Origin of the sequence: Brevibacterium permense (assembly GCF_025506275.1) — a bacterium.
In the GTDB taxonomy this organism is placed as follows: domain Bacteria; phylum Actinomycetota; class Actinomycetes; order Actinomycetales; family Brevibacteriaceae; genus Brevibacterium; species Brevibacterium permense_A.
The window spans coordinates 1-25284 of record NZ_QYCP01000064.1 but is presented as its reverse complement, the minus strand read 5'-3'; the positions used below and the strand labels follow the sequence as shown (position 1 = coordinate 25284).

At 65.6% G+C, this 25284-nt stretch carries 18 protein-coding genes and 1 riboswitch; of the genes, 9 read left to right on the top strand and 9 right to left on the bottom strand.

Annotated elements, in window-relative coordinates:
* Window positions 1-46: 46 nt before the first annotated feature.
* Window positions 47-1804, bottom strand: a complete 1758-nt coding sequence (locus tag D3I60_RS02135) for an FAD-binding protein (RefSeq protein WP_262774517.1) — start codon at window positions 1802-1804, stop codon at window positions 47-49.
* 103 nt (window positions 1805-1907) lie between these two features.
* Between D3I60_RS02135 and D3I60_RS02130 the strand changes: the two genes are divergently transcribed.
* Entirely contained in the window at window positions 1908-2861 is a 954-nt protein-coding gene (locus D3I60_RS02130) for a LysR family transcriptional regulator (protein WP_262774515.1), read from the top strand.
* Window positions 2862-2871: 10 nt separating this feature from the next.
* Here D3I60_RS02130 and D3I60_RS02125 read toward each other — a convergent pair whose 3' ends face one another.
* Window positions 2872-3858 (bottom strand): LLM class flavin-dependent oxidoreductase, encoded by a 987-nt coding sequence (locus D3I60_RS02125; protein WP_262774513.1) that lies wholly within the window; start codon window positions 3856-3858, stop codon window positions 2872-2874.
* Between the two features lie 193 nt (window positions 3859-4051).
* Here D3I60_RS02125 and D3I60_RS02120 point away from each other — a divergent pair, with 193 nt between their 5' ends.
* Window positions 4052-5233, top strand: coding sequence for a PQQ-dependent sugar dehydrogenase (locus D3I60_RS02120; RefSeq protein ID WP_262774512.1), 1182 nt, complete (start codon window positions 4052-4054; stop codon window positions 5231-5233).
* A gap of 192 nt (window positions 5234-5425) precedes the next feature.
* Here D3I60_RS02120 and D3I60_RS02115 read toward each other — a convergent pair whose 3' ends face one another.
* Together D3I60_RS02115 and D3I60_RS02110 are read right to left on the bottom strand one after the other, a co-directional pair.
* A complete protein-coding gene (locus D3I60_RS02115) occupies window positions 5426-6073 on the bottom strand; it encodes a copper resistance CopC family protein (protein WP_244195315.1) in 648 nt (215 codons plus the stop codon).
* A gap of 65 nt (window positions 6074-6138) precedes the next feature.
* Window positions 6139-6654: a low molecular weight protein-tyrosine-phosphatase gene (locus D3I60_RS02110; protein WP_262774510.1), complete on the bottom strand. Its 516-nt coding sequence runs from the start codon at window positions 6652-6654 to the stop codon at window positions 6139-6141.
* 52 nt (window positions 6655-6706) lie between these two features.
* Between D3I60_RS02110 and D3I60_RS02105 the strand changes: the two genes are divergently transcribed.
* On the top strand, window positions 6707-8677 hold the full coding sequence (locus D3I60_RS02105; RefSeq protein ID WP_262774508.1) for a M13 family metallopeptidase: 1971 nt from the start codon (window positions 6707-6709) through the stop codon (window positions 8675-8677).
* 101 nt (window positions 8678-8778) lie between these two features.
* Here the strand turns inward: D3I60_RS02105 and D3I60_RS02100 are convergent, their stop codons facing one another.
* Window positions 8779-10419, bottom strand: a complete 1641-nt coding sequence (locus tag D3I60_RS02100; protein WP_262774506.1) for a DUF1684 domain-containing protein — start codon at window positions 10417-10419, stop codon at window positions 8779-8781.
* A 135-nt stretch (window positions 10420-10554) separates the two neighbouring features.
* Between D3I60_RS02100 and D3I60_RS02095 the strand changes: the two genes are divergently transcribed.
* From D3I60_RS02095 to thiC, 3 genes are all read left to right on the top strand, one after another.
* Window positions 10555-11859 (top strand): M18 family aminopeptidase, encoded by a 1305-nt coding sequence (locus D3I60_RS02095; protein ID WP_262774504.1) that lies wholly within the window; start codon window positions 10555-10557, stop codon window positions 11857-11859.
* A gap of 91 nt (window positions 11860-11950) precedes the next feature.
* The gene (locus tag D3I60_RS02090; RefSeq protein ID WP_262774502.1) at window positions 11951-12541 is read left to right on the top strand and encodes a GNAT family N-acetyltransferase; all 591 of its coding nucleotides are present in this window, start codon (window positions 11951-11953) and stop codon (window positions 12539-12541) included.
* A 50-nt stretch (window positions 12542-12591) separates the two neighbouring features.
* A riboswitch (TPP riboswitch) is annotated at window positions 12592-12700 on the top strand.
* Entirely contained in the window at window positions 12696-14498 is a 1803-nt protein-coding gene (thiC, locus tag D3I60_RS02085; RefSeq protein WP_262774501.1) for a phosphomethylpyrimidine synthase ThiC, read from the top strand. It overlaps the preceding riboswitch by 5 nt.
* Before the next feature lie 162 nt (window positions 14499-14660).
* On the opposite strand, the gene D3I60_RS02080 is transcribed toward thiC, so the two are convergent.
* Together D3I60_RS02080 and D3I60_RS02075 are read right to left on the bottom strand one after the other, a co-directional pair.
* Window positions 14661-15653 (bottom strand): TAXI family TRAP transporter solute-binding subunit, encoded by a 993-nt coding sequence (locus D3I60_RS02080; RefSeq protein ID WP_262774499.1) that lies wholly within the window; start codon window positions 15651-15653, stop codon window positions 14661-14663.
* 16 nt (window positions 15654-15669) lie between these two features.
* Complete coding sequence (locus D3I60_RS02075; protein WP_262774498.1) at window positions 15670-18003, bottom strand: TRAP transporter permease; 2334 nt, start codon at window positions 18001-18003, stop codon at window positions 15670-15672.
* Window positions 18004-18307: 304 nt separating this feature from the next.
* Between D3I60_RS02075 and D3I60_RS02070 the strand changes: the two genes are divergently transcribed.
* A complete protein-coding gene (locus tag D3I60_RS02070) occupies window positions 18308-19099 on the top strand; it encodes an amidohydrolase family protein (protein WP_262774497.1) in 792 nt (263 codons plus the stop codon).
* A 31-nt stretch (window positions 19100-19130) separates the two neighbouring features.
* On the top strand, window positions 19131-20897 hold the full coding sequence (locus D3I60_RS02065; protein WP_262774495.1) for an ABC-ATPase domain-containing protein: 1767 nt from the start codon (window positions 19131-19133) through the stop codon (window positions 20895-20897).
* A gap of 14 nt (window positions 20898-20911) precedes the next feature.
* On the opposite strand, the gene D3I60_RS02060 is transcribed toward D3I60_RS02065, so the two are convergent.
* Window positions 20912-23350: a thioredoxin domain-containing protein gene (locus D3I60_RS02060; RefSeq protein WP_262774493.1), complete on the bottom strand. Its 2439-nt coding sequence runs from the start codon at window positions 23348-23350 to the stop codon at window positions 20912-20914.
* Window positions 23351-23450: 100 nt separating this feature from the next.
* Between D3I60_RS02060 and D3I60_RS02055 the strand changes: the two genes are divergently transcribed.
* The gene (locus D3I60_RS02055) at window positions 23451-24470 is read left to right on the top strand and encodes a hypothetical protein (RefSeq protein ID WP_262774492.1); all 1020 of its coding nucleotides are present in this window, start codon (window positions 23451-23453) and stop codon (window positions 24468-24470) included.
* A 42-nt stretch (window positions 24471-24512) separates the two neighbouring features.
* Here D3I60_RS02055 and D3I60_RS02050 read toward each other — a convergent pair.
* Window positions 24513-25284: glycerophosphodiester phosphodiesterase (locus D3I60_RS02050; RefSeq protein ID WP_262774490.1), on the bottom strand; the 772-nt coding region annotated here is incomplete at its 5' end.

Sequence of the window (25284 nt, the reverse complement as noted above, 5' to 3'; positions counted from 1 at the left end):
GCCCAGCAACCTCGCGCGAGGTTGCTGGGCCGCCGTCGGGTAGTAATTATTCGACTAGTTTGCCTTCTTGGCTGATTTCGCCGGTTTGCATGAGGGCCGCGACGTCTGCCGAAACCGCAGGGATCGATTCGCGGACGACTCCGGTCGACGGCGACCAGACCAAATTGACCTGCAGGTTCGGGTCCTGCTCCGGGTAGTCGCTGCGGTTGTGGCAGCCGCGGGTCTCTCGCCGCTCCAGCGCACATTCGAGCGTCGCGCGGGCCGCGAGCACCGAGGACCGCAGGTCGAAGGCATGGGAGAGATCGGCGAATCCGGCGATATCCGGGTGGATGCCGACGTCGGCCATCCGCGCCTCGATGCCCGCGAGCTTCTCCAGACCGGCAAGCAGTCCGGCCTCGTCGCGGACGACTCCGGCGTGCTCGGTCATGAGGTTGCGGACCTCGCGCTGCAGGGCTCGCACGTTCTCCGTGCCCTCAGCCTCCAGCAGCTCGGAGATCTCGGACTTCGCCTCGTCGACCGCAGCATGCGACCGCACCTGGGCCTCCAGCGAATCGGAGTACGCGACTGCCGACCGACCGACGATCCGGCCGAAGACGAGGAGCTCGATGAGCGAGTTCCCGCCCAATCGGTTTGCCCCGTGCAGACCAGACGAGGCCTCGCCGATGGCCCACAGACCTTCGACCTCGGTGCTGTGATCGACCGGGTCGACCCACACTCCGCCCATCGAGTAGTGCGCGGTCGGGGCGATCTCGATCGGCGAGGCCGTGATGTCGAGCATCTGCGTCTCCATGAGCGTCTGGAACACCCTGGGCAGCCGGTTCATGATGGTCTCGCGCGGCAGGTGGGACACGTCGAGCCAGACACCGCCGTTCTCGGTGCCGCGCCCCTCGGCGATCTCCCTATAGGCGGCGAGCGCCACTCGGTCGCGAGTCGAGAGTTCCATTCGCTGCGGGTCGTAGCGTTCCATGAACCGCTCCCCCAGTCCGTTCCGCAGGATGCCGCCCTCGCCGCGGGCGGCCTCGGAGACGAGCGTGCCAGCCGCGTTCTCGGGTTCGATGATGCCCGAGGGATGGAACTGGACGAGCTCGGCATCGCGCAGTCGGGCGCCGGCTTCGACGGCCAGGCGGAAGGAGTCACCGGTATTCTCATCCCGACGCGAGGAGGTGCGTCGCCAGATCCGGTTGTGTCCGCCGGCGGCGAGGATGACGGCGTCGGCGTAGATCCGGTAGCCGGTTCCGTCGATGACGTCGAAGCCGTAGGCGCCGAAGATGCGGCCGTCGGCGACGAGCAGCTTCGTGATGTAGACGTGGTCGAGGATCGGGATGTCTAAGGCTTCGGCGCGACGAATGAGGGTGCGCTGGATTTCCAGCCCCGTGTAGTCGCCGGCGAAAGCGGTGCGACGCCAGGTGTGGGCGCCGAAGAAGCGCTGAGAGATCCGACCGTCGTCCTCCTTCGCGAAGTCCATTCCATATCGCTCCAGGTCAGCGATGCCTTCGGCTGCTCCCTGGGTAACGATTTCGACGGTGCGGGGGTTGGCGAGGTCATAGGATTCCTTGATCGTGTCGGCCGCGTGCTGCTGCCACGTGTCGTCCGGGTCCATCGTCGCCAGGGCCGCGTTGATGCCGCCGGCGGCCAGCGAGGTGTGCGCGTCTTCCTTCGGCCGTTTGCCGACGGCAAGGACATCGGCGCCGGCTTCGGCGACCTCGATCGCGGCCCGCAGGCCCGACCCGCCGGTTCCGATGACCAGCACCGAGGTGGAGATGGAGTGTTCTTTTCGGCGGGGTCCGCCCTGTGTGGTGTTCATGGATTCCACTATGAAACCGCACAGTCCATACGTCCAATGCATTGTTTGAGTCAAGTCGATAGCGATAGACTATTGCCATGTCTGACCTGCACGGAGACCCACAATGAACCTCGAACAACTGAGAAGCTTCGCCGAGGTGGCCGCCACCGGCCATTTCACGAAAGCCGCCGCGACGCTCCACTTGGCCCAGCCCTCGCTGTCCCGACAGATCTCGACGCTGGAGAAGGAACTCGGGGCCGAGCTCTTCCACCGCACGCATGGACACATCACACTCACTGACGCTGGCCAGACCCTGCTGCCGACGGCGAAACGAATGCTCGCCGACGCCGAGGCGGTCCGCCGTGACATGGACGAGCTCGCCGGTCTGCGGCGGGGTCGCGTCCGGCTCGGCGCGACTCCGACCCTGTGCGTGAGCCTCGTGGCCGAGGCGATCAGCCGGTTCCACACGGCCCATCCCGGCGTCGAACTCGAGCTCGTCGAGAAAGGCTCCCGTGAGCTCATCGAGTCACTGGCCGGCGGCGAGCTCGACCTCGCGCTCATCACTCGAACCTTCGACCTCGCCCCGCAGATGCCGAGGCTGAGCTTGCGCGGGGTCCTCGCCGAGGATCTCGTCGTCATCGCCGCCGCCGGTTCCGATCTGCTCACCTCAGGCCGTGCGATGACCGATCGGATCACCCTCGCCGAGGTGGCCGACCGTCCCCAGGTCCTGTTCCATCACGGCTACGACCTCAGGGAGGCGACGTCGGCGGCGTTCGAGACGGCCGGCCTGACTCCCCGGGTCGTCGTCGAGGGCGTGGAGATGGATGCGGCTCTGCGGTTCGTCGAGCGCGGCCTCGGGGTCGCGATCGTCCCGGCAATGGTCCTCGTCGACCGCCCCTTGCTGGATTCGGTCCCACTGGTCGATCCGCGTCTGCCGCGCACGGTCAGCCTCGCGACGCGCGCGGACGTGCGGGCGACCAGGGCCGCCTCGGCGATGGAGTCGACGATCCTGTCCACCGCCCGCACTCTCACCGACACCGAACCCGGTCTCTCCGACTACGTGCGGGTCCTCGACTGACCGCCGAACCTCAGAACCAGGCGTCGGCGAGCAGTTTCAGCGACCGGCGCTGCACCTCTGGATCGTAGGCGTAGGTGACGGTGATGAGTTCGTCGGCGCCGGTGCGTTCGACGAATTCGGCCATCTGCGCGGTCGCGGTATCGGGTGAGCCGACGGCGCTGATGGACAGCATCGGGCTGGTTCCGCCCTGCGCATAGATCTCGGCCGGGTCGACCGGGGGCTGCAGATTGCGGCGGCGGCCGGTGCGCATGTCGTTGAACATCTGCTGCACCGAGGTGAACTGGCGGGCCGCCTCGGCGTCGGTATCGGCGACCATGACGTTGATCCCGGCCATGACGTAGGGTTCGTCGATCTGCGCGGTCGGCGCATCGGTGGTGAACGAATCGCGGTAGGTCTTGATCGCGATGTCGATCTGATCGGGCGCGAAGTGCGAGGCCAGGGAGAACGGCAGACCCAGCTGACCGGCGATCGAGGCGCCGTTCATCGTCGATCCGAGCACCCAGATGGGCACGTTCATCCCCGCCGAGACCGCGGACTTGATCGGCATGGTGTGTGCCTGCCCCGTCTCGGAGAACCAGCCCTGCATGTCATAGATGTTCTGTGCGAAGTCCTGTGGTTCGGCCGAGGATCGGGCGAGCGCCTGCGCGGTCATCCCGTCCGTGCCGGGGGCACGTCCGAGCCCTAAGTCGATGCGATCACCGTGGATGTTCGCGAGCGTTCCGTACTGTTCGGCCACCATGAGTGGGGCATGGTTGGGCAGCATGACGCCGCCGGATCCGACCCGGATCTGCTCCGTCACCGAGGCGGCCTGTGAGATGAGCAGGGCCGTGGCGCTGGCGGCCAGGCCCATCGTGTTGTGGTGCTCGGCGAACCACAGGCGCTTGTATCCCAGTTCGTCAGCGAGCTTCGCGTTCGTCATCGATTCGGCGATGCCCTCGCGAGCGGCAGCTCCTTCCCGGATGGAGACGAGATCGAGGATGTTCAACGGAACGGACAAGGCGGAGGGCTCCTTCGGTGGGCGTGCGGTGCGGTTGCGGGACGCGGTCGCAGAATTTCAGTCACTTGGGGCAACAGTCCGAGCAGACGGTTCTATTCCTGGGCAGTCGGTCCCAGTCGCCGGCAAGTGGTTCAGTTCACAGGCGACCGGCGGATAGTCTTGTGCCACCGGACTCCCCGATGAAGGAGAGATCATGAGCACCCCAGCACACTCCCGCACCGGACGGCTCCTCACCGGAGCCGCGGTGTCCCTGGCCGTCGTTCTCAGCGCTTGTTCCTCCGATTCGAACTTCGGCGGGGCCGACGGTCGGGACGGGGCGGAGTCGGGGACCGCCTCGGCGAGCAGTGGTTCAGGATCGTCCGACACCGGGTCCACATCGTCGGCACCGGGCGCGGACTCTCCCGAGGTCGTCGCCACCGGACTCGAATCTCCGTGGTCGATCGCCTTCCAGGGGCAGACGATGCTGGTCAGTGAACGCGATTCGGGTCGCATCCTCGAAGTCTCCGCAGGTGGAGACGTTCGCGAGGTCGGCCGGATCGATGATGCCTCGGCCTCGGGTGAGGCGGGCCTCCACGGTCTCGCCGTCGACGAGGACCGTCTCTATGCCTTCTTCGCCGCTGGGACGGAGAATCGGATCGTACGATTCGACCTCCTCGGCGAGGTCGGGAATCTGTCCCTGGGTGAGGAGGAGACGATCCTCGACGGGCTGCCGACCGCGAACTTCCATAACGGCGGAAGGCTGGCGTTCGGACCCGACGGGATGCTCTATGCCACGCTCGGCGACACGGGCGATCGCGACAGTGCGCAGGACGAGAAGGCGCTGTCGGGGAAGATTCTGCGCATGACGCCCGACGGCGACAAACCTGCGGACAATCCGTTCGGCGATTCGCTCGTCTTCAGCATGGGGCACCGGAATCCGCAGGGCATCGGGTGGGACGATGAGGGCACGATGTACGCCTCGGAATTCGGGCAGGACACGTGGGACGAACTCAACGTCATCGAAGCCGGCGGGAATTACGGATGGCCCGAGGTCGAGGGTATCCCCGAGGGCAACGGTGCGGGTGACGGCGGTGCAGGTGACGGGGACGGTGATTTCATCGACCCGGTGCAGCAGTGGTCCCCCGACGAAGCGAGCCCCAGCGGACTGGCCGTCACCGACGACAGCATCCTCATCGCCGAGCTGCGTGGTGAGCGCCTGCACCAGGTTCCGCTCGACGACCTGAAGTCGTCGTCAGAGCTGTGGACCGGCGAGCATGGGCGACTGCGCGATGTGATCGAAGCGCCCGACGGGTCGCTGCTCGTACTGACGAACAACACCGACGGCCGCGGAGAGCCCGGCCCGGACGACGACCGTCTCCTGCGCTTCACGCCCTGAGGTGCCGACCCGACCTCTTCACTTGCCTCTCCTCAAGGCGAAGCACACTGATCAGCCGGTGTACCTCGCCATCACTGCGCTGGCGCTTGAACGGGATCGCCACCGACCCCGCCACGATCCGACGACGCCGAGGCCCCGAACGCTCTTCGCGTTCGGGGCCTCGTGACAGTCGTGCTGTGTCGGCGTGCTCGCTCAGTTGTCCTTGGTGCCGGGCAGGCCCTGGGACTTCCGACGCATGAGCAGGACGACGATGACGATGATGGCCAGGCCGCCGACGGAGAGCAGCACGATCATCGGCGTCGACATTCCGGAATCACTGCCGGTGGACTCGCCGATCTCGCCACGATCCTCTGTGTCCTTGCCCGGTTCATCGACCACTCCGCCGCCGAGTCCAGCCTTCGTCGACTCTCCGGACGATTCCTTGACGTCGCCGCCGGCACCTTCGGCATCCTTGATCGCGAACGAGTAGTCGCCGGAGATCGGGTGACCGTCCTGCGACACCACGCGCCAGGTGACCTTGTAGTCGCCGGGTTTGAGGTCATCGGGCAGAGCGACGCTGAGTTTCTTGCCCTCAACGGTCAGCTCACCTGCGGAGACATCCTTGCCGTCGACGACGACCTTGACCTCGGAGCCGACTTCCTGGATGTCGCCGGAGAAGTTCATCTCGAGCCATTTGGGCTGCTGATCGAGTTCGGCACCGTCCTCGGGATTCGACGACACCAGCTGATCATGGGCACTGGCGGCGGGGGCGAAAGCGAACACGCTCATCGCGGCCACCAGCAGGGCGGCGAAGCCCAGCCTGAGAGCGGACCAGTTCTGTCGTGTCATGAGACGAGTCATGAGAGTTTCTCCTTCGAGGCGTACCTGCGATGTCGGTCGTGTCAGCAAGCTTGTGCCTACTAGTATCACTGAGTTTTCGCGGCCAGCGCGCGCAGACGATCCGTGATTCCCGGCACGGACACTTCAATTGTCTCAAGTGTTTCTTCGAAATCCTTGAATTCCCCGTACCAGGGATCCTCGACATCCGGCGCCGGAACACCGTCGCCCTCGACCCCGGCCACCCGCGGATCGAACTCGCGAAGCATCCGCAGCTCCGGGGCCGCCTCGGCAGGAAGGTCTGCGATCATCCGCTGCAGGGCACGATAATGGCGGGCGGTCATCGCCACCGCCAGGTCGCGTTCGGCCAACCATTCGGGGGTGATCTGCCGGGCGACGTGATCGTCGGTGCGGTAGCCGGCGGCAGCGAGCACACGCGCCTGACGTGGGTCGATGGGGTTGCCGGCCTCTTCGTCGCTGATCCCGGCGGAGTCGATGACCGCCTCGGCGCCGGTATCGGCCAGGTGATGTAAGAGCACACGTTCGGCGGTGACGGATCGGCAGATGTTGCCGGTGCACACGAAAACGACGGATGCCGGACTCATATCTCCTCCTCGGGCGGGGCGTGCGGGGCTCTGATCACGATACTGTGGGGCCATGACTTCTGAAACCTCACAGACCTCGATCAGGCCTCAGGATGACCTGTACCAGCACATCAACGGCGAGTGGATCGACTCGTTCACGATCCCCGACGACCGTGCCGGCGACGGAGCCATGCGTGAGCTCTTCGACACCGCCGAGACCAAGGTCCGCGACATCATCACCTCCGTGACCGACAGCCCGCAGGAACCCGGCTCCGAGGGACAGAAGGTCGCCGACCTGTTCACCTCGTTCATGGATGTCGATCGCATCAACGAACTCGGTGTCGCCCCGCTGACCTCGACGTTCGCAGCCATCGACGCCGCCGAGGACAAGTCAGAGCTCGCCGCCCTGCTCGCCCGGTTGGAGACCGAAGGCATCGGCGGTCTCCTCGGCGGATACGTCACCGCCGATGCAAAGGACTCCGACGTCTACGCCCTCTACCTCGTCCAGGCCGGGATCTCCCTGCCCGACGAGGACTACTACTTCAACGACGACCACGCCGAGGTTCGCGCGAAATTCCTCGCCCACGTGCAGAAGATCGCGGCCCTGGCCGGCCTCGGTGAGAAGTCCGGAATCTCCGACGCCGAGGTGGCCGCCAAGGTGATGACGTTCGAGACCGAGCTCGCCCGCCACCACTGGGACCGCGTGGCCTGCCGTGATGCGGAGAAGACGTACAACAAGTATTCGATCTCCGAGCTGCGCGACCTCGGACCCGAGTTCGACTTCGACTCCTACCTGGGGATCCTCACCGCCGATGCGTCCGATCTCAAATACCTCGTGGTCTCCCAGCCCTCGTTCGTCACGGGCATGGCGAAGGTGTGGGCGGAGACCGACATCGAGACCATCAAGACGTGGCTGCGCTTCGTCGTCGTCTCCGACACCGCCTCGCTGCTCTCCGATGAGTTCGTCGAGGAGAACTTCGACTTCAACTCCCGCACTCTCTCGGGCACTCCTGCCCTGCGGAAGCGCTGGAAGCGCGGGGTCAGCCTCGTCGAGGGCTACCTCGGTGAGGCCGTGGGCAAACTCTACGTCTCAGCGGAGTTCCCGCCGTCGTCCAAGGACGCGATCGACCATCTCGTGGGCATGCTCATCAAGGCCTATGACAAGTCGATCCGCGAACTCGACTGGATGAGTGAGGAGACGAAGGAACGGGCGCTGGTCAAGCTTTCGAAGTTCACTCCGAAGGTCGGCTACCCGGACGTGTGGCGGGAGTACCCGGCCGCGATCGACGCCTCCGACCTGGTCGGGAACGTGCGTCGCTGCTCGCAGGCCGAGCATGTGCGACAGGTGAAGCGAATCGGCGGACCCATCGACCGCACGGAATGGCTGATGACCCCGCAGACGGTCAACGCCTACTACCACCCGGTGATGAACGAGATTGTCTTCCCAGCAGCGATCCTCCAGCCGCCGTTCTTCGACGCCGACGGCGACGTGGCCGCGAACTTCGGAGCGATCGGCGCGGTCATCGGCCACGAGATCGGTCACGGCTTCGACGATCAGGGATCGCGTTATGACGGTGACGGCAACCTCGTCGACTGGTGGACCGAATCGGATCGGACCCTGTTCGAGGAGCGCACGAATGCGCTGATCACCCAGTACGAAGAACTGGTTCCCACCGGTCTCGAGGCCAACCAGCACGTCAACGGGGCGCTGACGGTCGGTGAGAACATCGGTGACCTCGGTGGTCTGTCGATCGGGTGGAAGGCGCTTGAACTCGAGCTCGGCGAACGCGCGGGCACTCCGGGCGTGCCGGTGACGCCGTCGGCCGATCAGGCGAAGGCGTTCTTCGAGGCATGGGCGAAGGCATGGCGGTCGAAGATGCGCACCGAGGAGCGTGTGCGCAGGCTGTCGATCGACCCGCATTCGCCGGAGGAGTTCCGCTGCAACCAGGTCGTGAAGAACATGACCGCTTTCCACGACACCTACGGCGTGGCAGAAGACGACGGCATGTACTTAGCCCCCGACCAGCGAGTCACCATCTGGTAATTGCTACCTGACGGCGGCCCAGCAACCTCGCGCGAGGTTGCTGGGCCGCCGTCGGATAGTTCGGGGAGGGCGCAGGCGCTGGGGCTGAAGCGGGGCGGCCCTCAGCGGTGGTGGCGGATGAGGGCGACCATGCGGTAGTCGAATTCCTGCCAGCTCGTGATCGAGGCACCGGATTCCATCGCCGCCTGGAAATCCTCGACCTCGGTGCGATCGGATTCGAGCGGAATGTCGAAGGGCATCTCCACGTAGATCAGCCCGCTGGCGTCGGTGTGGACGATGTCGAAACCGGCCTTCTTCGGGTCAAGTTCGTTGTTCATCACGATGAGCAGACGGTCCGCTGGCGCCTCGTATTCGGTTTCGATGCCGTCGACATAGCCCTGCTGCGAACGCAGCTCACGTTGGGCCTGGATGACGAACGCCGAATATGCACCGATGCCGATGACCGGAATCCGTGAAGTCAGCGCTTCGGTGGCGACATCGATGAGTCGCGACCGGGCCTTGCGCCCCAGCGGCGACAGATCCCCGCCGGACATCGCAACCCCGTCGAAGCCGACGAGCGAGATCCGCCCGTCGTCGTGGTTGGGGTTGAGAATGGTGATGTCGAGGCCGAAACGCGAATACCAGGGGCGAGTCACCTCGGCGCTCTCTTCGTCCCACCACACGTAGAAGAGGAACGGCACGTTGATCCCGGCCTCCGAGTAGAAGAACGGGGGACGCCGCTCACCTGCTGTGACGTCGAAGGGAACGACGTTTCCCTCGATCGGGGCCGGGCAGGTGGCGAATGAGGTGAACGCGAACGGGTAGTTCACCGCACGGTTGAAATCGATGACGAGCGACCCGTCCTGATTCGGCACTCCGAGGTCGATGGTCCGCCACGCCGCGGTGGTGCACCCGTTCGTCGAATCGTGGAAGTCCAATTGGAGCCCGGTTTTCGGGCACCCGGTGGCGAGCAGGCTCACCTCACCGCGCGGGGTCTCGAAGGTGACGGTTCCCGCCGCCTGCGTCTGCAGCTGCAGGTCCTCTTGGGCAGTTTCGATCGTATAGGTCTTGAACGGGTCGAACCTGGTGAATCGGGCGAGGAAGACGAAGTCCGGGTCCGGGTCGAAGACCGGAACCTCGAAGAACTTCCCGAGCAGCGGGGACTTCGAATTGCGCACACGCACGCCGAGGCGGCCGCCCCGATCGATGAGTTCGTAGAGGACGTTGCCGACGGTGAACCAGTTGAGCGAGCCGCCGTTCGGAAGCTTCGCGCTGAACCCGTTCTCTTCCACGCGGACCTGTGGCTTGGCGGGCACTGCTGTGTGTCCCTCGGACCCCGCATCGGATCCGGCGCCCGTTCCAGCAGAAGAGTCGCCGCCCGCAGAGTCTGCCGCAGCCGCGCCCGCACCGGACTGGTCCATCACCCTCGGCAGAGTCGAGGTGTCGCTGGGCACGGCCGGGCTGGTCGCACGCCTCGGCCCTCCGCCGTTCATGCCAGAAGCAGCAGCGGCACCAGCCGACTCACCATTGTCGACCTTGCTGAGCAGATCGAATGTCTCGGCTGCGGGGCCGGCCTTGATCCCGGTCTTCAGGGATACGGTCACCCATCCGTCATCGACGGTGAACGTGCCGGGGGCGTCGGTCCAGGTCGATTCGGCGTCGAGCCAGTGGAGTCCGACGACGCTGAGCCAGCCGAACGGTTTCGCAAGGGCTGAGTTCCGTGAGTCGCGCCAGGTGTTCCACTCCGTCACGAACTGGTTCACGTCGAACACTCCTTGCCGTCGCTGGTGCGGTCGCAGGGTCGCTGCCCCCGCCTGATTCTCGGACCCGGTGGCAACCCGGCGTCTGAGGCCTGATCTTCTTCACCTCCAAACTACCGCAAACGATAGGCTGGGGAAATGAATGAATCACTCCCGGGACCGGATGTGGCCGTGACGACAGCGGCCGACCTCGGCGACTTCGTCAGCGCATCTCCCAGCTCGTATCACGCGGTGGACACGGCAGCGAAACGCCTGGAAGAGGCCGGTTTCTCCCGCCTCGACGAGTCCGTTCCCTGGGTGCTGACGCCCGGAACCGGCCATTGCGTCATCCGCGACGGCGCGCTCATCGCGTGGATGAATCCCACCGTCACCGAGGTGGCTCCCCGGTTCCGTGTGTTCGGTTCCCACACCGATTCCCCGGCGTTCAAACTCAAACCCGGCGGCGAGTTCACCGCCGAAGGCACCCGGCAGGTCGGGGTGGAGATCTACGGCGGGCCGCTGCTGAATTCGTGGCTCGATCGTGAGCTCGCCTTCGCGGGTCGACTCAGCCTCGCCGACGGCCGCATCGTGCTCGCCCGCACCGGGCCGATCGCCCGCATCCCGCAGCTCGCGATCCACCTCGATCGGCAGGTCAATGAGGGTCTGGCCCTGGACAAGCAGCGTCACACCACTCCCGTCATCGGCCTGGCCGACCTCGCCGAGGCGGACATCATCGAACTGCTCGCACAGTCGGCCGGGGTCGATGCCGAGTCCGTCGTCGGCCACGATGTCTACACCATTCCCGTTCAGGAGCCGGCTCTCTTCGGTGCCGCCGAGGAGTTCTTCGCCTCGCCGAGGCTGGACAACCTTCTTTCCGTCCACGCCGGCGTCACCGCGCTCACCCAGCTCGATGCCGACGGGCTCGACGGCATCCCCCTGTTCGCGGCGTTCGATCATGAGGAGATCGGGTCGAATTCGCGCTCGGGCGCGTGCGGTCCGTTCCTCGCCGACGTCACCGAGCGCATCGTCGCCTCCTTGCTGCCGCAGTCGACTCGCAGCGATTATCTCGCGTCGATGGCCACCTCGGTGTGTGTCTCCTCCGATGCCGGGCATGCTGCCCATCCGAACTATCCGGAACGGCACGATCCGCATGTCCGCCCCCGCCTCGGCAGCGGTCCCCTGCTCAAGCTCAACGCTCAGCAGCGCTACGCCACGGATGCAGTGGGCACCGCCGTGTGGTCACAGGCGTGCGCGACCGCCGGAGTCGAGTACCAGGATTTCGTGTCGAACAATGCGATGCCCTGCGGGTCGACGATCGGACCGCTGACCGCAACCCGGCTGGGCATGACGACCGTCGATGTGGGCCCGGCCCTGTACTCGATGCATTCGGCCCGCGAAATGGTCGCGGTCTCCGACGTCGTCGCCCTCAGTGCGGCCGCGAAGGCGTTCCTCCAGGGCAGCTGACCCTCAACCTGTCCCATAACTCTGCGAAACTGGTTCCGCGACCCTGCCGTGGCGGTCGGATTTTCTCACCATTGATCGGCAAGGAGGCCGAATGCACGAGGAGGATCACTTCCGAAAACGGTCGTGGCGCGCCGGACCGCTCACGCTCACCGCACCCGACCCTGAGAGCATCGACTCTGTGCTGCGCTGGCGCAATGACCCGGCAGTGACCGAATGGCTCGTCCAGACCATTGTTGATCCTGCTTCGCTGAAGCGGGAGTGGTTGGACAGCCTCGACAACCCGCTTCATCATGTACTCGTCGCCCGCCACGGCGAGGATGTCGTTGCGACCGGAACGCTGTGGATCTACGACGGCCAAGGACAGATCCATGGAGACCCGAACGCCTATCGGAACTGTGAGGCGGGAATCGACTACCTCGTCGACCCGCGTCATCAGGGTCGCGGTTTCGGCGGTCAGGTCGCCCAGGTGATGTTGCACCTGGCATTCGACGAGCTCGGTCTGCGACGTGTGAGCGCCGGATGCTTTGCCGACAATCGTGCGTCCCGTCGGATCCTGGAGAAACTGGGAATGCGGCTCGAGGAGTACTCAGTTCAGGCGTCATGGCATGCCGATCGAGGCTGGCTCGACGGCTGTTCCTACGCCATTCTCGCCGAGGAATGGTCATCACACCGATCTGACTGATGCTTCGAGGGATGCAGTTGTCTTCGCTGCGTCAGTCGTGATACGAATGGCACGACCCCACGGGAGCCCGCTGCAAGGGCTGAGATCGGACTGGATCGTCCGAGACCGTAGAACCTGATCCGGTTGATACCGGCGTAGGAAGTGAGGACTGCAGATGACTGCATTCACCCCTGAAACACCTGCCACGACTTCGTCTGACGCAGATTCGCTCGACCAGTTCACCCTCGAGCAGTATCCGACGCATTCGCCGGCGTGGGTCGATGACGAGGAACACGGCATCCGCGTTCCCGTGACCCGCATCGAGCTCGAGGACTCGAACGGCCGGGCCAACGAACCTGTCGACGTGTACCGCACCGTCGGACCGGGCAGCATTCCGGAAGAGGGACTGTCCGCTCTGCGATTCCCGTGGATCGAGAACCGCCTCGACACTGAGACGTATGACGCCCGCGGCCATCGCATCGCCGATGACGGTCGTGCTGCCGTCCGCCGAGGTGCTCCGTCACAGCAGTGGAAGGGACGCAAACCGGTCCCCCGTCGGGCCAAGTCCGGCCGCACGGTGACCCAGATGCACTACGCAAAGCAGGGCATCATCACCCCGGAGATGCGGTTCGTGGCGCTCCGCGAACAGTGCGATGTCGAACTCGTGCGCGCCGAGCTCGCCGCCGGTCGCGCGATCATTCCGAACAACATCAATCACCCCGAATCCGAGCCGATGATCATCGGCAAGGCGTTCCTCGTCAAGATCAATGCGAACATCGGCAATTCCGCGGTCACCAGCTCCATCGCCGAGGAGGTGCAGAAGCTGCGGTGGGCCGCGAAGTGGGGTGCCGACACCCTCATGGATCTGTCGACCGGCAATGACATCCACACCACCAGAGAGTGGATCATCCGCAATTCGCCGATCCCCATCGGCACCGTCCCGATCTATCAGGCGCTGGAGAAGGTCGACGGCGATGCGAACGCGCTGACCTGGGAGATCTATCGCGACACTGTCATCGAGCAGTGCGAGCAGGGTGTCGACTATATGACCGTGCACGCCGGTGTGCTGCTGCGCTATGTTCCTCTCACGGCCGACCGGGTCACCGGGATGGTCTCACGCGGTGGGTCCATCATGGCCGGATGGTGCCTGGCCCACCACGAGGAGAACTTCCTCTACACCCACTTCGATGAACTCTGTGAGATCTTCGCCCGCTACGATGTCGCCTTCTCTCTCGGCGACGGACTGCGGCCGGGGTCCATCGCCGATGCCAACGATGCCGCCCAGTTCGCCGAGCTCGACACACTCGCCGAACTCACCGAACGCGCTTGGGCCCACGACGTCCAGGTGATGGTCGAAGGGCCCGGGCACATTCCGCTCCACCTCGTGGCCGAGAACGTCGAACGTCAGCAGGAGCTCTGTCACGGTGCGCCGTTCTACACCTTGGGTCCGCTGGTCACGGATATCGCTCCCGGATACGACCACATCACCTCGGCGATCGGGGCGACGGAGATCGCCCGCTACGGCACGGCGATGCTCTGCTACGTCACCCCGAAGGAGCATCTCGGGCTGCCCGACCGTGACGACGTCAAGACCGGGGTGATCACGTACAAGATCGCCGCGCATGCCGCCGATATCGCGAAGGGCCACCCGGGTGCGACGGCCCGCGATGATGCGCTGTCGAAGGCTCGATTCGAATTCCGGTGGCGGGACCAGTTCGCCCTCGGCCTCGATCCGGAGACCGCCGAGGCGTACCACGACGAGACGCTGCCGGCGGAACCGGCGAAGACCGCGCACTTCTGTTCGATGTGCGGTCCGAAGTTCTGCTCGATGCGCATCTCCCAGGACATCCGCGACACCTATGGCAGCGCCGAGGCGCAGGAGGCCTTGGCGGGAATGCAGCAGAAGAGCCGCGAGTTCCTCGCCTCGGGCGGAGAGGTCTACCTGCCCGATCCGACCGTCGGACTTAAGGCAGACTGATCGAGGGTCCCGGAGAATTCTGGCCGCGGGTCGCATGGCCAGCCATGCGAGGCGGTGTGCTCCGCTTCTCGACAGCGTCGTTCAAGGCGGAGCGCGCCCATCGGACTGTACGCAGATCGACAGACGCGCCACGCCGTGAACGAGCGGTTGGGCAGTTCGCTCTTACTTATTCAGCTCGTCCAGCGCTTTCTGCGATCCCGGGTGCAGCTTGATCGGCTCCGGCGGTTCGGAGGTGTCGAGGCTGATCTCCTTCGCCGCGGCATGCACCTTGACCAGATCGTCCTTCTTGTCGAAAAGGAGCTTCGTCAGAGCGCAGGCCGTGCCTTCGTCCATGTCGTTGCGGACCATGAGCACGTTCGGCGTGACGATCGTCTTCACCGTGTCGACGCCCTTGTACGTGTCACCGGGGATCTCGGCCACCTCGTAGACGGGATTGATCTCCTTCATCTTCCCTTCGAGGTTGGAGATGTCGAGGATCTCGACGTCCTTGCCGCTCGAGGTGAAGAGGTCGGTGACGCCGGCCGTGGGCAGTCCGCCGGACCACACCATGCCGTCGATCGTTCCGTCCTTCATCCCGTCGACGGTCTTCGGCAGGTCGAGGCGCTGTTTGGTGACGTCGCCGTCCTTGAGACCGGCGGATTCGATGAGCCGGTTGGCGATGACCTCGGTGCCGGACTTCGGCGAACCGGTCGAGATCGTCTTGCCCTTGAAGTCCTCGACAGAGTCGATCTTCGCGTCCTTGCGCACGACGACGTGAGTGTAGTTGTCGTAGATGCGCGAGAGCGCGGAGATGTCCTCGGCCTCCTTGAAGTCCGAATTGCCCGACACTGCGTCGGCGGCGGTGTCGGCCAGGGAGAACGCGATGTCGAAGTCGCCGCTGGACAGCTGTTGGAGGTTCTGCACGGAGGCGCCGGTCTCCGAAGCTGTGGCCTTGAGGTCCGAATTGTCGGAGATCACCTGTGCCAGACCGCCGCCGAGCACGTAGTACACGCCGGTCGAGTTGCCTGTGGCGATGGTGATCTGCCCCGAGGCGGCCGTGCAACCGTCTCCGCCTTCCGCGGCGGGTTCAGCTTCGCGCTTGCCGCCGCATGAACTCATCGTCAGCACTGCGGCCAGGGCCGCCGCGGCGATCGTGAACGTCTTTGTTCGCTTCATGGACTTCGTCCCTTTCTCAGTTGGTCCCGGCCGGTGTTCCGGACGAGGGTGGTTCGTCGGCTGGTCCGCCATAGGGTCCGTGTGTGCCGGTTGTGCCCGTGCCGGTTGTACCGGTGCCGGCTGCGTTCGCCGCTGCCTCGTCCTTCGCCGAGTCGACTGTTCCGGACGAAGTCCCCCTCGGCGAGGAGGCTGCCGGCTTGCGTCGAAGGATGAGGTGGATGACGACGGCGAGAGCGAGGGCCGCGAAGCCGACCATCATCGACAGCGGCTGCAGGTAGAGGAGCGCACCGGCGGCGAGGAAGCACAGGATCCGTTCGGGCCATCCGGCGCGGCGGATGATCCATCCGCCTGCACCCGCAGCCAAGGCAGCGACTGCGAAAGCCGAGACGAGGAAGGTCCAGACCGCGCCGAGGAACCCTCCCTGGGCGACCAGTGCGGCACCTTCGGGAGTGAAGGTGAAGGCCAAGGGGACGAGGAAGGCAGGGATCGCATACTTGCAGGCCTGCCACATGGTGGCGATGACGCGGCCGCCGGTGATCGCTGATGAGGCGACCGCCGCCAACGCGGTCGGCGGTGAGACCTCGGAGAGGACCGCGTAGTAGAAGATGAACATCGCGGCGGCCGCCTCGGGGACTCCGAGGGTGATGAGGGCGGGGCCGACGATGACCCAGCTGATGATGAATGAAGCGGTCACCGGCACTGCCAGACCGAGCACCGTCACGGCAACGGCGGCGAAGATGCAGGTGAGGATCAGGATGACCGTCGGGTCGTTCGAGAACGCCTGTGCTCCCTTGATGAGGATGTCGGAGATGACCTGGCCGAGTCCGGTCTTCGTGATCGTCGAGACGATGATTCCGGCGGCGGCACACACGCTCGTCACCGGCAGAACCGAGCGGATGCCGGTCGACAGGGCACCGTAGAGCACATCCCACACGGCACGGAGGATCGTGGCGGGTTCGCCCCGGCGGGCGAGGATGATCTCGATGATGCCGAATCCGATGCCGACGAGCGTCGCGTACACGACGGCTTTGAACGGTGCCATGCCGAGTGCGAGGAAGACGACGATGATGCCCAGTGAGATGAAGTGGTAGAAGCCCTTCTTGAAGATCGGCCATGAGCGCAGCCCCGGAGGCGGGGTGTAGTCGACCTCGATCTTGCGGGAATCGATTTCGATGGCGAGGAAGATGCCGAGGTAGTACAGGAGGGTGGGCACGACTGCCCACAGAAGGACGAGCCCATAGGAGACGTTGAGCAGCTCGGCGATGATGAAGGCCGCGGCGCCCAGTGTCGGCGGGGACAGGATGGCGCCGATGCCGGAGGCGGCCAGCATGCCGCCGGCGTTCTCCTTCGGATAGCCGGCCCTTTTGAGCACCGGCCAGGTGACCGCACCGAGGGAGACCGCCGTGGCCGTGCCCGAACCGGAGACCGTGCCGAGGAGGAAACCGGAGAGCGCCACGGTGCGCCCGGGGGCTGCCTTGGACTTCTTGAACAGGGAGAAGCTGAGGTCGATGAAGAAGCTGGCGGCGCCGGTCTTGTCGAGAACGGCTCCGTAGATGGTGAACAGCACGATGTAGGTCGCGGCCACGTCGAGTGGGATTCCGTAGAAACCGGAAGCGTCGTTGTAGAGAGCGTTGACGATCTGGTCGAAGTTCTGCCCGGCATGCGAGCCCGGCCAGCTCACGGGGATGTACGAGCCGTAGTAGCTGTAGAGGAAGAAGACGATGCAGAAGATCGGCAGGATGAGGCCGGTGGTTCGGCGGGTCGCTTCGAGGATGAGCAGAAGCAGGATCCCGCCCATAATGACGTCGAGGCCGGTCAGCGATCCCTGCCGGTTGAGGAATTCGTTGAATCCGCCGGAGAAGAACGGCAGCACCGGATAAGCGCAGGTGAGGAAGGTGACGACGACGAGAACCCAATCGATGATCGAAGGGTTGTCGTTCTTCGTCCGTCGATGCGTCGATTTCGACGATTTCGCCGAGGCGGCCCCCACCTCGGCGTCGGCCCTGCCCGCGGTCCCCATACTGGCCGTCGAAACCGTTCCCGCTGCCTCGGCGGCTTTGTCGGCGGCTTCGGCTTTGCGACCGAAGCCGGGCCGGTAGCAGATGAAGACCAACGGCAGCACGAAAGCGAGGAACCACATGAGGTAGAACTGGTTGCCCTGCCGCAGGGGGAAGAACACCTGGTTGAGGACGAACAGCGAGACGACGAAGCAGACGATGCCGACACCGAGGTCGAGTCGGCGCGACAGCGTCCGCTGCGGCAGCTCTTCATCGTATTGAGCGATGAGCTCGTCGACGTCGGTCTGCTGCACCGGGTCTGTCGAAGCGGCCTCGGCAGTGCGTCCGGACATCCTCATCCTTCCAAATGCTCGTAGAGGGCAGCCACCATCACCGTCGATAGCGCCGCCCGATCACTTCAATGTGAACTCCCTCACAATATACCGAGGCACTGACATGGCCAGGTCTGTCGACCGCGCGTTCGAGACCCTTGATGGGATCGTTATCCACAGTGCCGAAGAATGAGAATCCGCGAGCCGCTCCTCCGCACTCCTCTTCAGCAACGTTAAAGGCGTGGCGCGCCCATCGAACGGTGCACAGACCGACAGACGCGCCACGCCTTGAATGAGCAGTTCGGAGACGATGTAGGTTGACGGTATGAGCGAACTCCAGCGTGCCTTCGACGCGCACCTGCACATCATCGATCGGACCCACCCGCTGATCGAGAACAACGGCTACCTGCCCGACCCGTTCACTGTGGCCGACTACCGCGCTCGACTGCAGAGCCTCCCCGATGTGGGAGTCGAGATCGCCGGAGGAGCTGTCGTGTCCGGTTCGTTCCAAGGCTTCGACCAGGGCTACCTCATCGAGGCCCTGCGTGAGCTCGGCGGCAGCTATGTCGGCGTCACTCAGCTGCCGAATGAGACCACCGATGATCAGATCCGGCTCCTCGACGAGGCCGGAGTCAAGGCTCTGCGATTCAATATCGCTCGCGGCGGTTCGGCCACCCTCGATGCTCTAGACAGCTTTGCCCGGCGGGTCCATGACCTCGTCGGATGGCATGCCGAGCTCTATATCGACGCTCGCACCATCGATGAGGATCTCGCTGCACGCATCGCCTCGCTGCCGGCGGTGAGCATCGATCATCTGGGCATGCACGAGGAGGGACTGTCCGCCCTGCTGCGCCTCGTCGAGGCAGGAGTCAAGGTCAAGGCCACCGGTTTCGGCCGCGTGGAGCTCGATCCCGCCGAGGCGGTCCGTCGTATCGTCGACACCGACCCGACCGCTCTGATGGTGGGGACGGACCTGCCGTCGACGCGGGCACATCGCCCCTTCGCCGATGCCGATTTCACGCTCATTCGTCAGGTTCTCACCCCCGCCGAGGAGGACGCCGTGTTCTGGTCGAACGCGGCCCGGTTCTACGGAGTCGAGTCCAAAATCGCTGAGTAGACGGTCATCTCCACCCAGTAGCATGAGTGAAATGAGTTCACGTCAGTCGAATCTCGCCTCCACTCTGCACAATCTCGACGGTCGCAGCTACGGCAATCTCAAACAGATCCGCGGGCGCTACACCTACGGACCGGTCACCGTGTTCATCGACCGGGTACAAGCCGACCCGTTCGCTTCCCCGTCGAAGGTCCGGGTCCGCGTCGACCGTGCCGATGCGAAGTTCCCGCTCGACCTCACCACTGATCGCTCCGACCGCATCGCCTCATCCGACTACCTGCTCCGAGCCGGCAACGAGGTGCTAGCAAAACTCGATCAGCGCGCACTCATCCTCGGCCACCCCGGACAAGAGGTCCTCGAGCGAACGAACATCCTCATCGATGACGCCGGGTTCGAGGCACGACTGCTCGTCAATCTGCCTGCGCGCGGCCGCCGCATCCTCGGCCATCAGGCAGCAGACATCCTCACCCGGGATCTGCCGGAATTCGCCGAGCGGCTCTTCCTCTTCGGCCGTTGGTCAGATGCCCCAGCAGGCAGAGGAGGAAACACTCACGCTCCATCGGCCAAGGGGCTCGCCGACCACGTCCAACTGCACCGGGATCAGCTGCAACTGCGCAGCCACCTCGACGAAGCAGGACTCATCGGATTCGTCGGAAATGGTGCGATTCTCCCGCGGACGTCCGGGGATTCGGACCTGCCGATGACTTCCTCCGATGCGGTTGCCTTCACCTCCCCTCCCGAACTCGAGCACACGGTCGAACTCTCGAGCGGCCGCACCGTCACCGGTATGGGCATCCCTCGCGGGGTCACTGTCATCGTCGGCGGCGGCTATCACGGGAAGTCGACGATTCTGCGCGCGCTCGAACGCGGCGTCTACCCGCATATCGCCGGCGACGGGCGCGAATGGGTCATCAGCGACCCGACTGCCACCTCCATTCGAGCCGAGGACGGCCGCGCCGTGACCGGCGACGACATCTCGGCGTTCATCAACAACCTACCTTCGGGTTCTGACACGAGATTCTTCTCCACGACGAACGCCAGCGGGTCGACCTCGCAGGCGGCCAATCTCGTCGAAGCGATCGAGGCGGGCGCGAAAGCTCTGCTCATCGACGAGGACACTTCGGCGACGAACTTCATGATCCGCGACGAACGCATGCGTGCGCTCATCCCCGCCGAGCGGGAACCGATCACCCCGTTCGTCGATCGCGTGCGTCCGCTGCTGACCGAGCAGGGCGTCTCCACGGTGCTCGTCGCCGGTGGGTCGAGTGCGTTCTTCGAAGTCGCCGACCACGTCATCGCGCTCGACGCCTATGTGCCCAAGGAAGTCACGGACCGGGCGCATGACCTCGTCGGCGTCACCGCCGGCGAACTCGAAACGGCTCCGACCAGCAGCGACCCGGACACCGGTTCAGACTCCCCCGCCGCCCCCGCCTTCGCCGCCGCACCGCGTGTGCCGACGGCGAAGGCGCTGCGTCCAACGTCGAAGACGAGGACCGCTCGTGCGAAGGGATCCGACCGGATCCAGTTCGGCCGCGACTTCGTCGACCTCATCGCCATCGCTCAGCTCGTCGACACGCAGCAGGCGTCGGGCGTGGCCGAAGCCCTCGAATACCTCGCGGAGATCTTCGACGGACGCACCTCCCTGACCGAGGCGCTGGCCGAGGTCGTGGACATGCTCGACGCTGAGGGCCTCGACGGAATCACCGGCCACCGCGACCACCCGGGCCACCTGACCCGACCGCGACGGCAGGAGATCGCCGCCGCGCTCAACCGCTACCGGGGTCTCAGCCTCGAACGCTGAGCGGACCCTCGCGCCTACCGGCCCAACAGCTCAATCAGCTCCGAGGCCGAGCCCACCGGCAGCGAGCACGAGGTCCCGCGGCACACGATCGCCGTTCCCGCGGGGACGGCGACCTCCCGACCGTCCGGTCCCGGCACACCGGTCGAGGTTGTGAGCAGAGTGAGCGACGGATGCCTGGCAGCGATCCCTCTCAAAGCGTCGTCAGTCGTGGCGACTCGCACGGGTGACAGGGCCCGCTCGGCCTGCCACAGCGCGTGTCCGCACCCGCGTGGAGCCTGACCGGCAAGTGCCCGATAGACACCGAGCAGCCGATCCCGGACTTCTAACAGCCGTCCGGTATCCGGCGCGGCTGCCTCACCCGATACCTCTGTCGCGCTCGATTCCGAACCACCAGACGTCGCAGCCTCGACACCGATTTCGGCCAGCAGCAGCACCGCCTCAGCGGCTGCGGATCGTCCCGACGGCACGGTGTTGTCGACGGGGTCCGCCGACTTCACGTCGATGATCCCGTCACCGAGTGAATCGACCGCTTCGAGGACCCCGTCGCCACGTTCGGAGGTGAAGAGGTCAAGCATGGTCGCACCGAGGTCGGCCAGGTCCTCCACCTTCACCGAGGCGGCCCCGTTCGGCAACTGCCGGACCGTGGTCCCAGCGGTGATGAGCTGTGCCCAATCGGCGATCCCGCCCCGCCCGGGGCCGGCGACTCCGCCGGTGAAAGAGCGCCGCACATCGAACGCAGCCGAGTCGGACGAGTCCCTCGAACCGGGTGCACCGCCCGGCTTGAGTCGGTCATGCATCGCCGTCCAGAATCGCACGGCAGTTTCTGCCCACCGCGCCGAATCCGCAGATTCGGGGTCCCCCGTGCTCGCACCACCATTCGGCTCCGCACTCCCTGTCGAATCGGCACCACCGACAGGCTCAGCTCCCGCACCGGAGTACAGGGCCGCCTCGGCGAGGGCGGTGACAGCCAGGGAATTCCATTCGGTGATGATCTTCTCGTCACGGGCCGGCTGGGACCGGCGAGCGCGCGCACAGTCGAGCACTTCGCGCTGGCGCTTCGACGCCTCGATGTCCCAGGGCGCGGGGTGGTCGGCGTCGAAGGGAACGTCCTCCATACCGAGCCAGTCGATGATGCGCACGGCCGCGACCACCTGGCCGGAGAGCTCGCCCCCGGCCGGCGAGTCCACGAGCCCGAGCAGACCCGCCTGCCCTGCTTCCGCGAACTCCTCAGGGGTGAAGACGTAGGCCGCGCCCTCTTCGGAGGTGCCTGACGAGTTGAGTGAATCCGCATCGAGGGCGGCGATGAACCCGTCGTCGGTCGACAGGTCGCTGATCAGGAAGTTCGCGGTATCGGCGATCTCGCGTTCGGCCAGGGCAAGCCATTTCGACCCTGGGTCCAGGGCGCGTTCGACCTTCGCCCAGGCGACGACGGCGCGCAGGTAGAGGGCGTTGTCGTAGAGCATCTTCTCGAAGTGCGGCACGAACCACTGCCGGTCGACGCTGTAGCGGGCGATCCCTCCGCGCACCTGGTCGCGCATGCCGCCGCTGGCGATCCGGGCCAGGGTCGAGCGCACGGCGATGAGGCAGTCGAGGACGAGTTCACCGGTCAGATGTCCGTCGGCGCCGAGCCAGCCGAGCCGATCCTCGGCCCGGACCCGATCCATCGGGTGCTCCCCGGTCCCTCCCCCGTTCGCCGAGGCGCCCGATCCCGGTCCAGAGTCCACCGAGGCGGCCCCGCCGGTTTCCTGGTTCGCCGAGGTGGTCCCGCCCAACCGCACGAACGCGGCCAAGAGCTGGAGGACGTTCATCATCGGCGGGAACTTCGGGGCACCGCCGAACCCACCCCAGGCCGGATCGTAGGAATCGAGCAGCGCTGCGGCGGCGGAATCGAGCTCGTCGGGGGTCAGCGACTCCGCGGCCGCCTCGGCAGGGAGGGCGCTGGTCACGGCATCGGCCATCTCGGCCAGCCCGCGGTCCATCCGGGCCGTCATCTGGTTGACCTCGTCACGGCGGTCCGTCCACGTCGCCGATACGGCCGAGAGCACCTGCGTGAACGCAGGCAGATTGCCCCGCGGCGCGGGCGGGAAGTAGGTGCCGGCATAGAAGGGACTGCCGGCAGGTGTTGCGAAGATCGTCATCGGCCATCCGCCTTGGCCGGTCATCGCCTGCAGTGCGTTCATGTAGTAGGCGTCGATGTCCGGCAGTTCCTCCCGGTCGATCTTCACGGGCACGAACCGGTCGTTCATCAGCTCGGCGATAGCTTCGTCCTCGAAGGATTCGTGGGCCATGACGTGGCACCAGTGGCAGGTGGAGTAGCCGATCGAGATGAGGAGGGGGACGTCACGGCGGGCCGCCTCGGCGAGGGTTTCCTTCGTCCACATCCGCCAGTCCACGGGATTGTCGGCGTGCGCGCGCAGGTAGGGGCTGGTCGAGTCGGCGAGTTCGTTCGGCATGCCCCCAGCGTCTCACTTCGGACGATCACGTGCGAGGTCACGTGCAACATCTTCTCGCAACAGTCGACAAGGAGGCTGGTTCTTATGGGAGCATGAGGCCATGACCACCTCACCGAACACCGACGCCCATGACCCGAGAATCGGCCTCGACAGCCGCAGAATGGCCATCACCATCGTTGCCGCCGTCGTCTTCCTCGTCACGTGGATCGGCACCGGGCTCCTCGAGGTCAAGGCTCAAGACTCCTACGTGTCGTCACCCGGTCCGAGCTTCCTGCGCCTCGCGCTCATCGCGGTCTCCGGCGCCGCCGCGATCACGATCGCCCGCGGACTTCGCCCGATCCCCCGCGGCGTTTTCATCGTCGTCACAGTGTTCCTCTGCGCCGTCGAAGCGCTCAAGTCGATCTTCACCATCGACACGTTCGGCGCCGACACCGGCGTTCTGGCCGACAATCCCGCGCTCACCACGGCCCTGGGCGCCGTGAGCCTCATCGTCGCGGTGGCTTTCCCGAGCGTCGTGGCCCTCGCCCTGGCCGCAGTCACGGCCCGCCTCGTCCCTGTCGCCGAGACGGCCGCCCCCGCAGTCCTCCGCCGCCGTTCCCGTGCTGCCGCCATCGGGTTGTTCGCTGCGACCGGGATCGTGCTCCTCGTCTGGTTGCTGCGAACCATGTTCGTCGACGCCATGTTCCTGTTCGAGGACGGTGATGCGTTCAACGCTCTGGGCGCGGCGGTCGGGTTCGTCTCCGCCATCGCCGCCCTGCGGGTCATCGCCGAGGCTCGGTCGCTGCCGGCCGATGAGCCGGCCCTCGGCTCGTCTTCGTCCGGCACCACACCGCGATCTGCTCGCACTCTGGCGTTCGTCGTCATCGCCTGCGGACTGCACCTGTGTTGGGAGTCGACCATACTGGCATTCGGGTATCCTCCGGCCGTCGCCATGGGATACCCGGGCTGGGTCATCAGCATGTTCGGCCTCGTCCTCGGCAGCCTCGTGCTTGCGGTCCGCACTCTCAACTGCGCTCCGACTTACGACGGCCAGACCAGCGACGAAGAGTCTGCCCAATCCGGCGACGAGGAGAGCGACAAGTCCCACGACCTCGCGATCCGCCGGCCCGCCCACGACTGAGCCGCCGCCGGGCCACTACCACCGGCTCTGGAGCGCTTTCGACTAGAGAGCCTCGACGACCTCGACGAGGCGGTCAGGGGCATTGGTGATGATGCCATCGGCGCCGACGTCGATAGCCCGTTCCATCTCGCCGAGGTCATCGACGGTCCACACCAGACTCGTCATTCCGAGCTCATGGATGGCGGTGAGGAAGTCCGCGTCGGCCGCGCAGAATTCGGGGTTGACCTGGTCGACCCAGTCGGCGAAGTCCTGGAGCTCGTCCGGGCACGGGCGGCCGAGCACGCCGACCGGGATCTCCGGGGCGAGCGCGTGGAACTCTTCGACGAATGCCCAGTTGGCGGACTGGACGACGAGCATGCCGGCGGCCAAAGCCCGGTCGAGATAATTCGGCACGGTGCGCAGGGCGGACAGGACCGCCTCGGCGATTCCGGGGTAGAGCTCGGGATGCTTGACCTCGAGCAGCAGACCGGTGCGGGTGTCGTGGGCGAGGGTGAGCACCTCGGCGAGGCGGGGCACACGAACACCGGCGAATTCCTCACCTTTCCAGCTTCCTGCATCGAGGGTGGCGATCTGGGCGGCATTCATGCCGGCGATGCGACGGTCTTGCCGATTCGGGTACAGGGTGCCGGCGTCGGTGGTGCGATCGACGGTGGTGTCGTGCATGATCACAAGCTCACCGTCGGCGCTCATGTGGACGTCGGTTTCGATCATGTCGGCACCCTGGTCGATGCCGGCGATGAACGCGGGGATCGTGTTCTCCGGCCATTCGGCGGACGCACCTCGGTGTGCGATGACCAGGGGCGGGACTCGAACG

Coding starts and splice junctions, on each gene's coding strand:
- thiC (WP_262774501.1), top strand. CDS start 12,696: ATGACTGCATTCACCCCTGAAACACCTGCCACGACTTCGTCTGACGCA.
- D3I60_RS02130 (WP_262774515.1), top strand. CDS start 1,908: ATGAACCTCGAACAACTGAGAAGCTTCGCCGAGGTGGCCGCCACCGGC.
- D3I60_RS02090 (WP_262774502.1), top strand. CDS start 11,951: ATGCACGAGGAGGATCACTTCCGAAAACGGTCGTGGCGCGCCGGACCG.
- D3I60_RS02080 (WP_262774499.1), bottom strand. CDS start 15,653: ATGAAGCGAACAAAGACGTTCACGATCGCCGCGGCGGCCCTGGCCGCA.
- D3I60_RS02135 (WP_262774517.1), bottom strand. CDS start 1,804: ATGAACACCACACAGGGCGGACCCCGCCGAAAAGAACACTCCATCTCC.
- D3I60_RS02110 (WP_262774510.1), bottom strand. CDS start 6,654: ATGAGTCCGGCATCCGTCGTTTTCGTGTGCACCGGCAACATCTGCCGA.
- D3I60_RS02075 (WP_262774498.1), bottom strand. CDS start 18,003: ATGTCCGGACGCACTGCCGAGGCCGCTTCGACAGACCCGGTGCAGCAG.
- D3I60_RS02055 (WP_262774492.1), top strand. CDS start 23,451: ATGACCACCTCACCGAACACCGACGCCCATGACCCGAGAATCGGCCTC.
- D3I60_RS02070 (WP_262774497.1), top strand. CDS start 18,308: ATGAGCGAACTCCAGCGTGCCTTCGACGCGCACCTGCACATCATCGAT.
- D3I60_RS02115 (WP_244195315.1), bottom strand. CDS start 6,073: ATGACTCGTCTCATGACACGACAGAACTGGTCCGCTCTCAGGCTGGGC.
- D3I60_RS02105 (WP_262774508.1), top strand. CDS start 6,707: ATGACTTCTGAAACCTCACAGACCTCGATCAGGCCTCAGGATGACCTG.
- D3I60_RS02060 (WP_262774493.1), bottom strand. CDS start 23,350: ATGCCGAACGAACTCGCCGACTCGACCAGCCCCTACCTGCGCGCGCAC.
- D3I60_RS02095 (WP_262774504.1), top strand. CDS start 10,555: ATGAATGAATCACTCCCGGGACCGGATGTGGCCGTGACGACAGCGGCC.
- D3I60_RS02065 (WP_262774495.1), top strand. CDS start 19,131: ATGAGTTCACGTCAGTCGAATCTCGCCTCCACTCTGCACAATCTCGAC.
- D3I60_RS02120 (WP_262774512.1), top strand. CDS start 4,052: ATGAGCACCCCAGCACACTCCCGCACCGGACGGCTCCTCACCGGAGCC.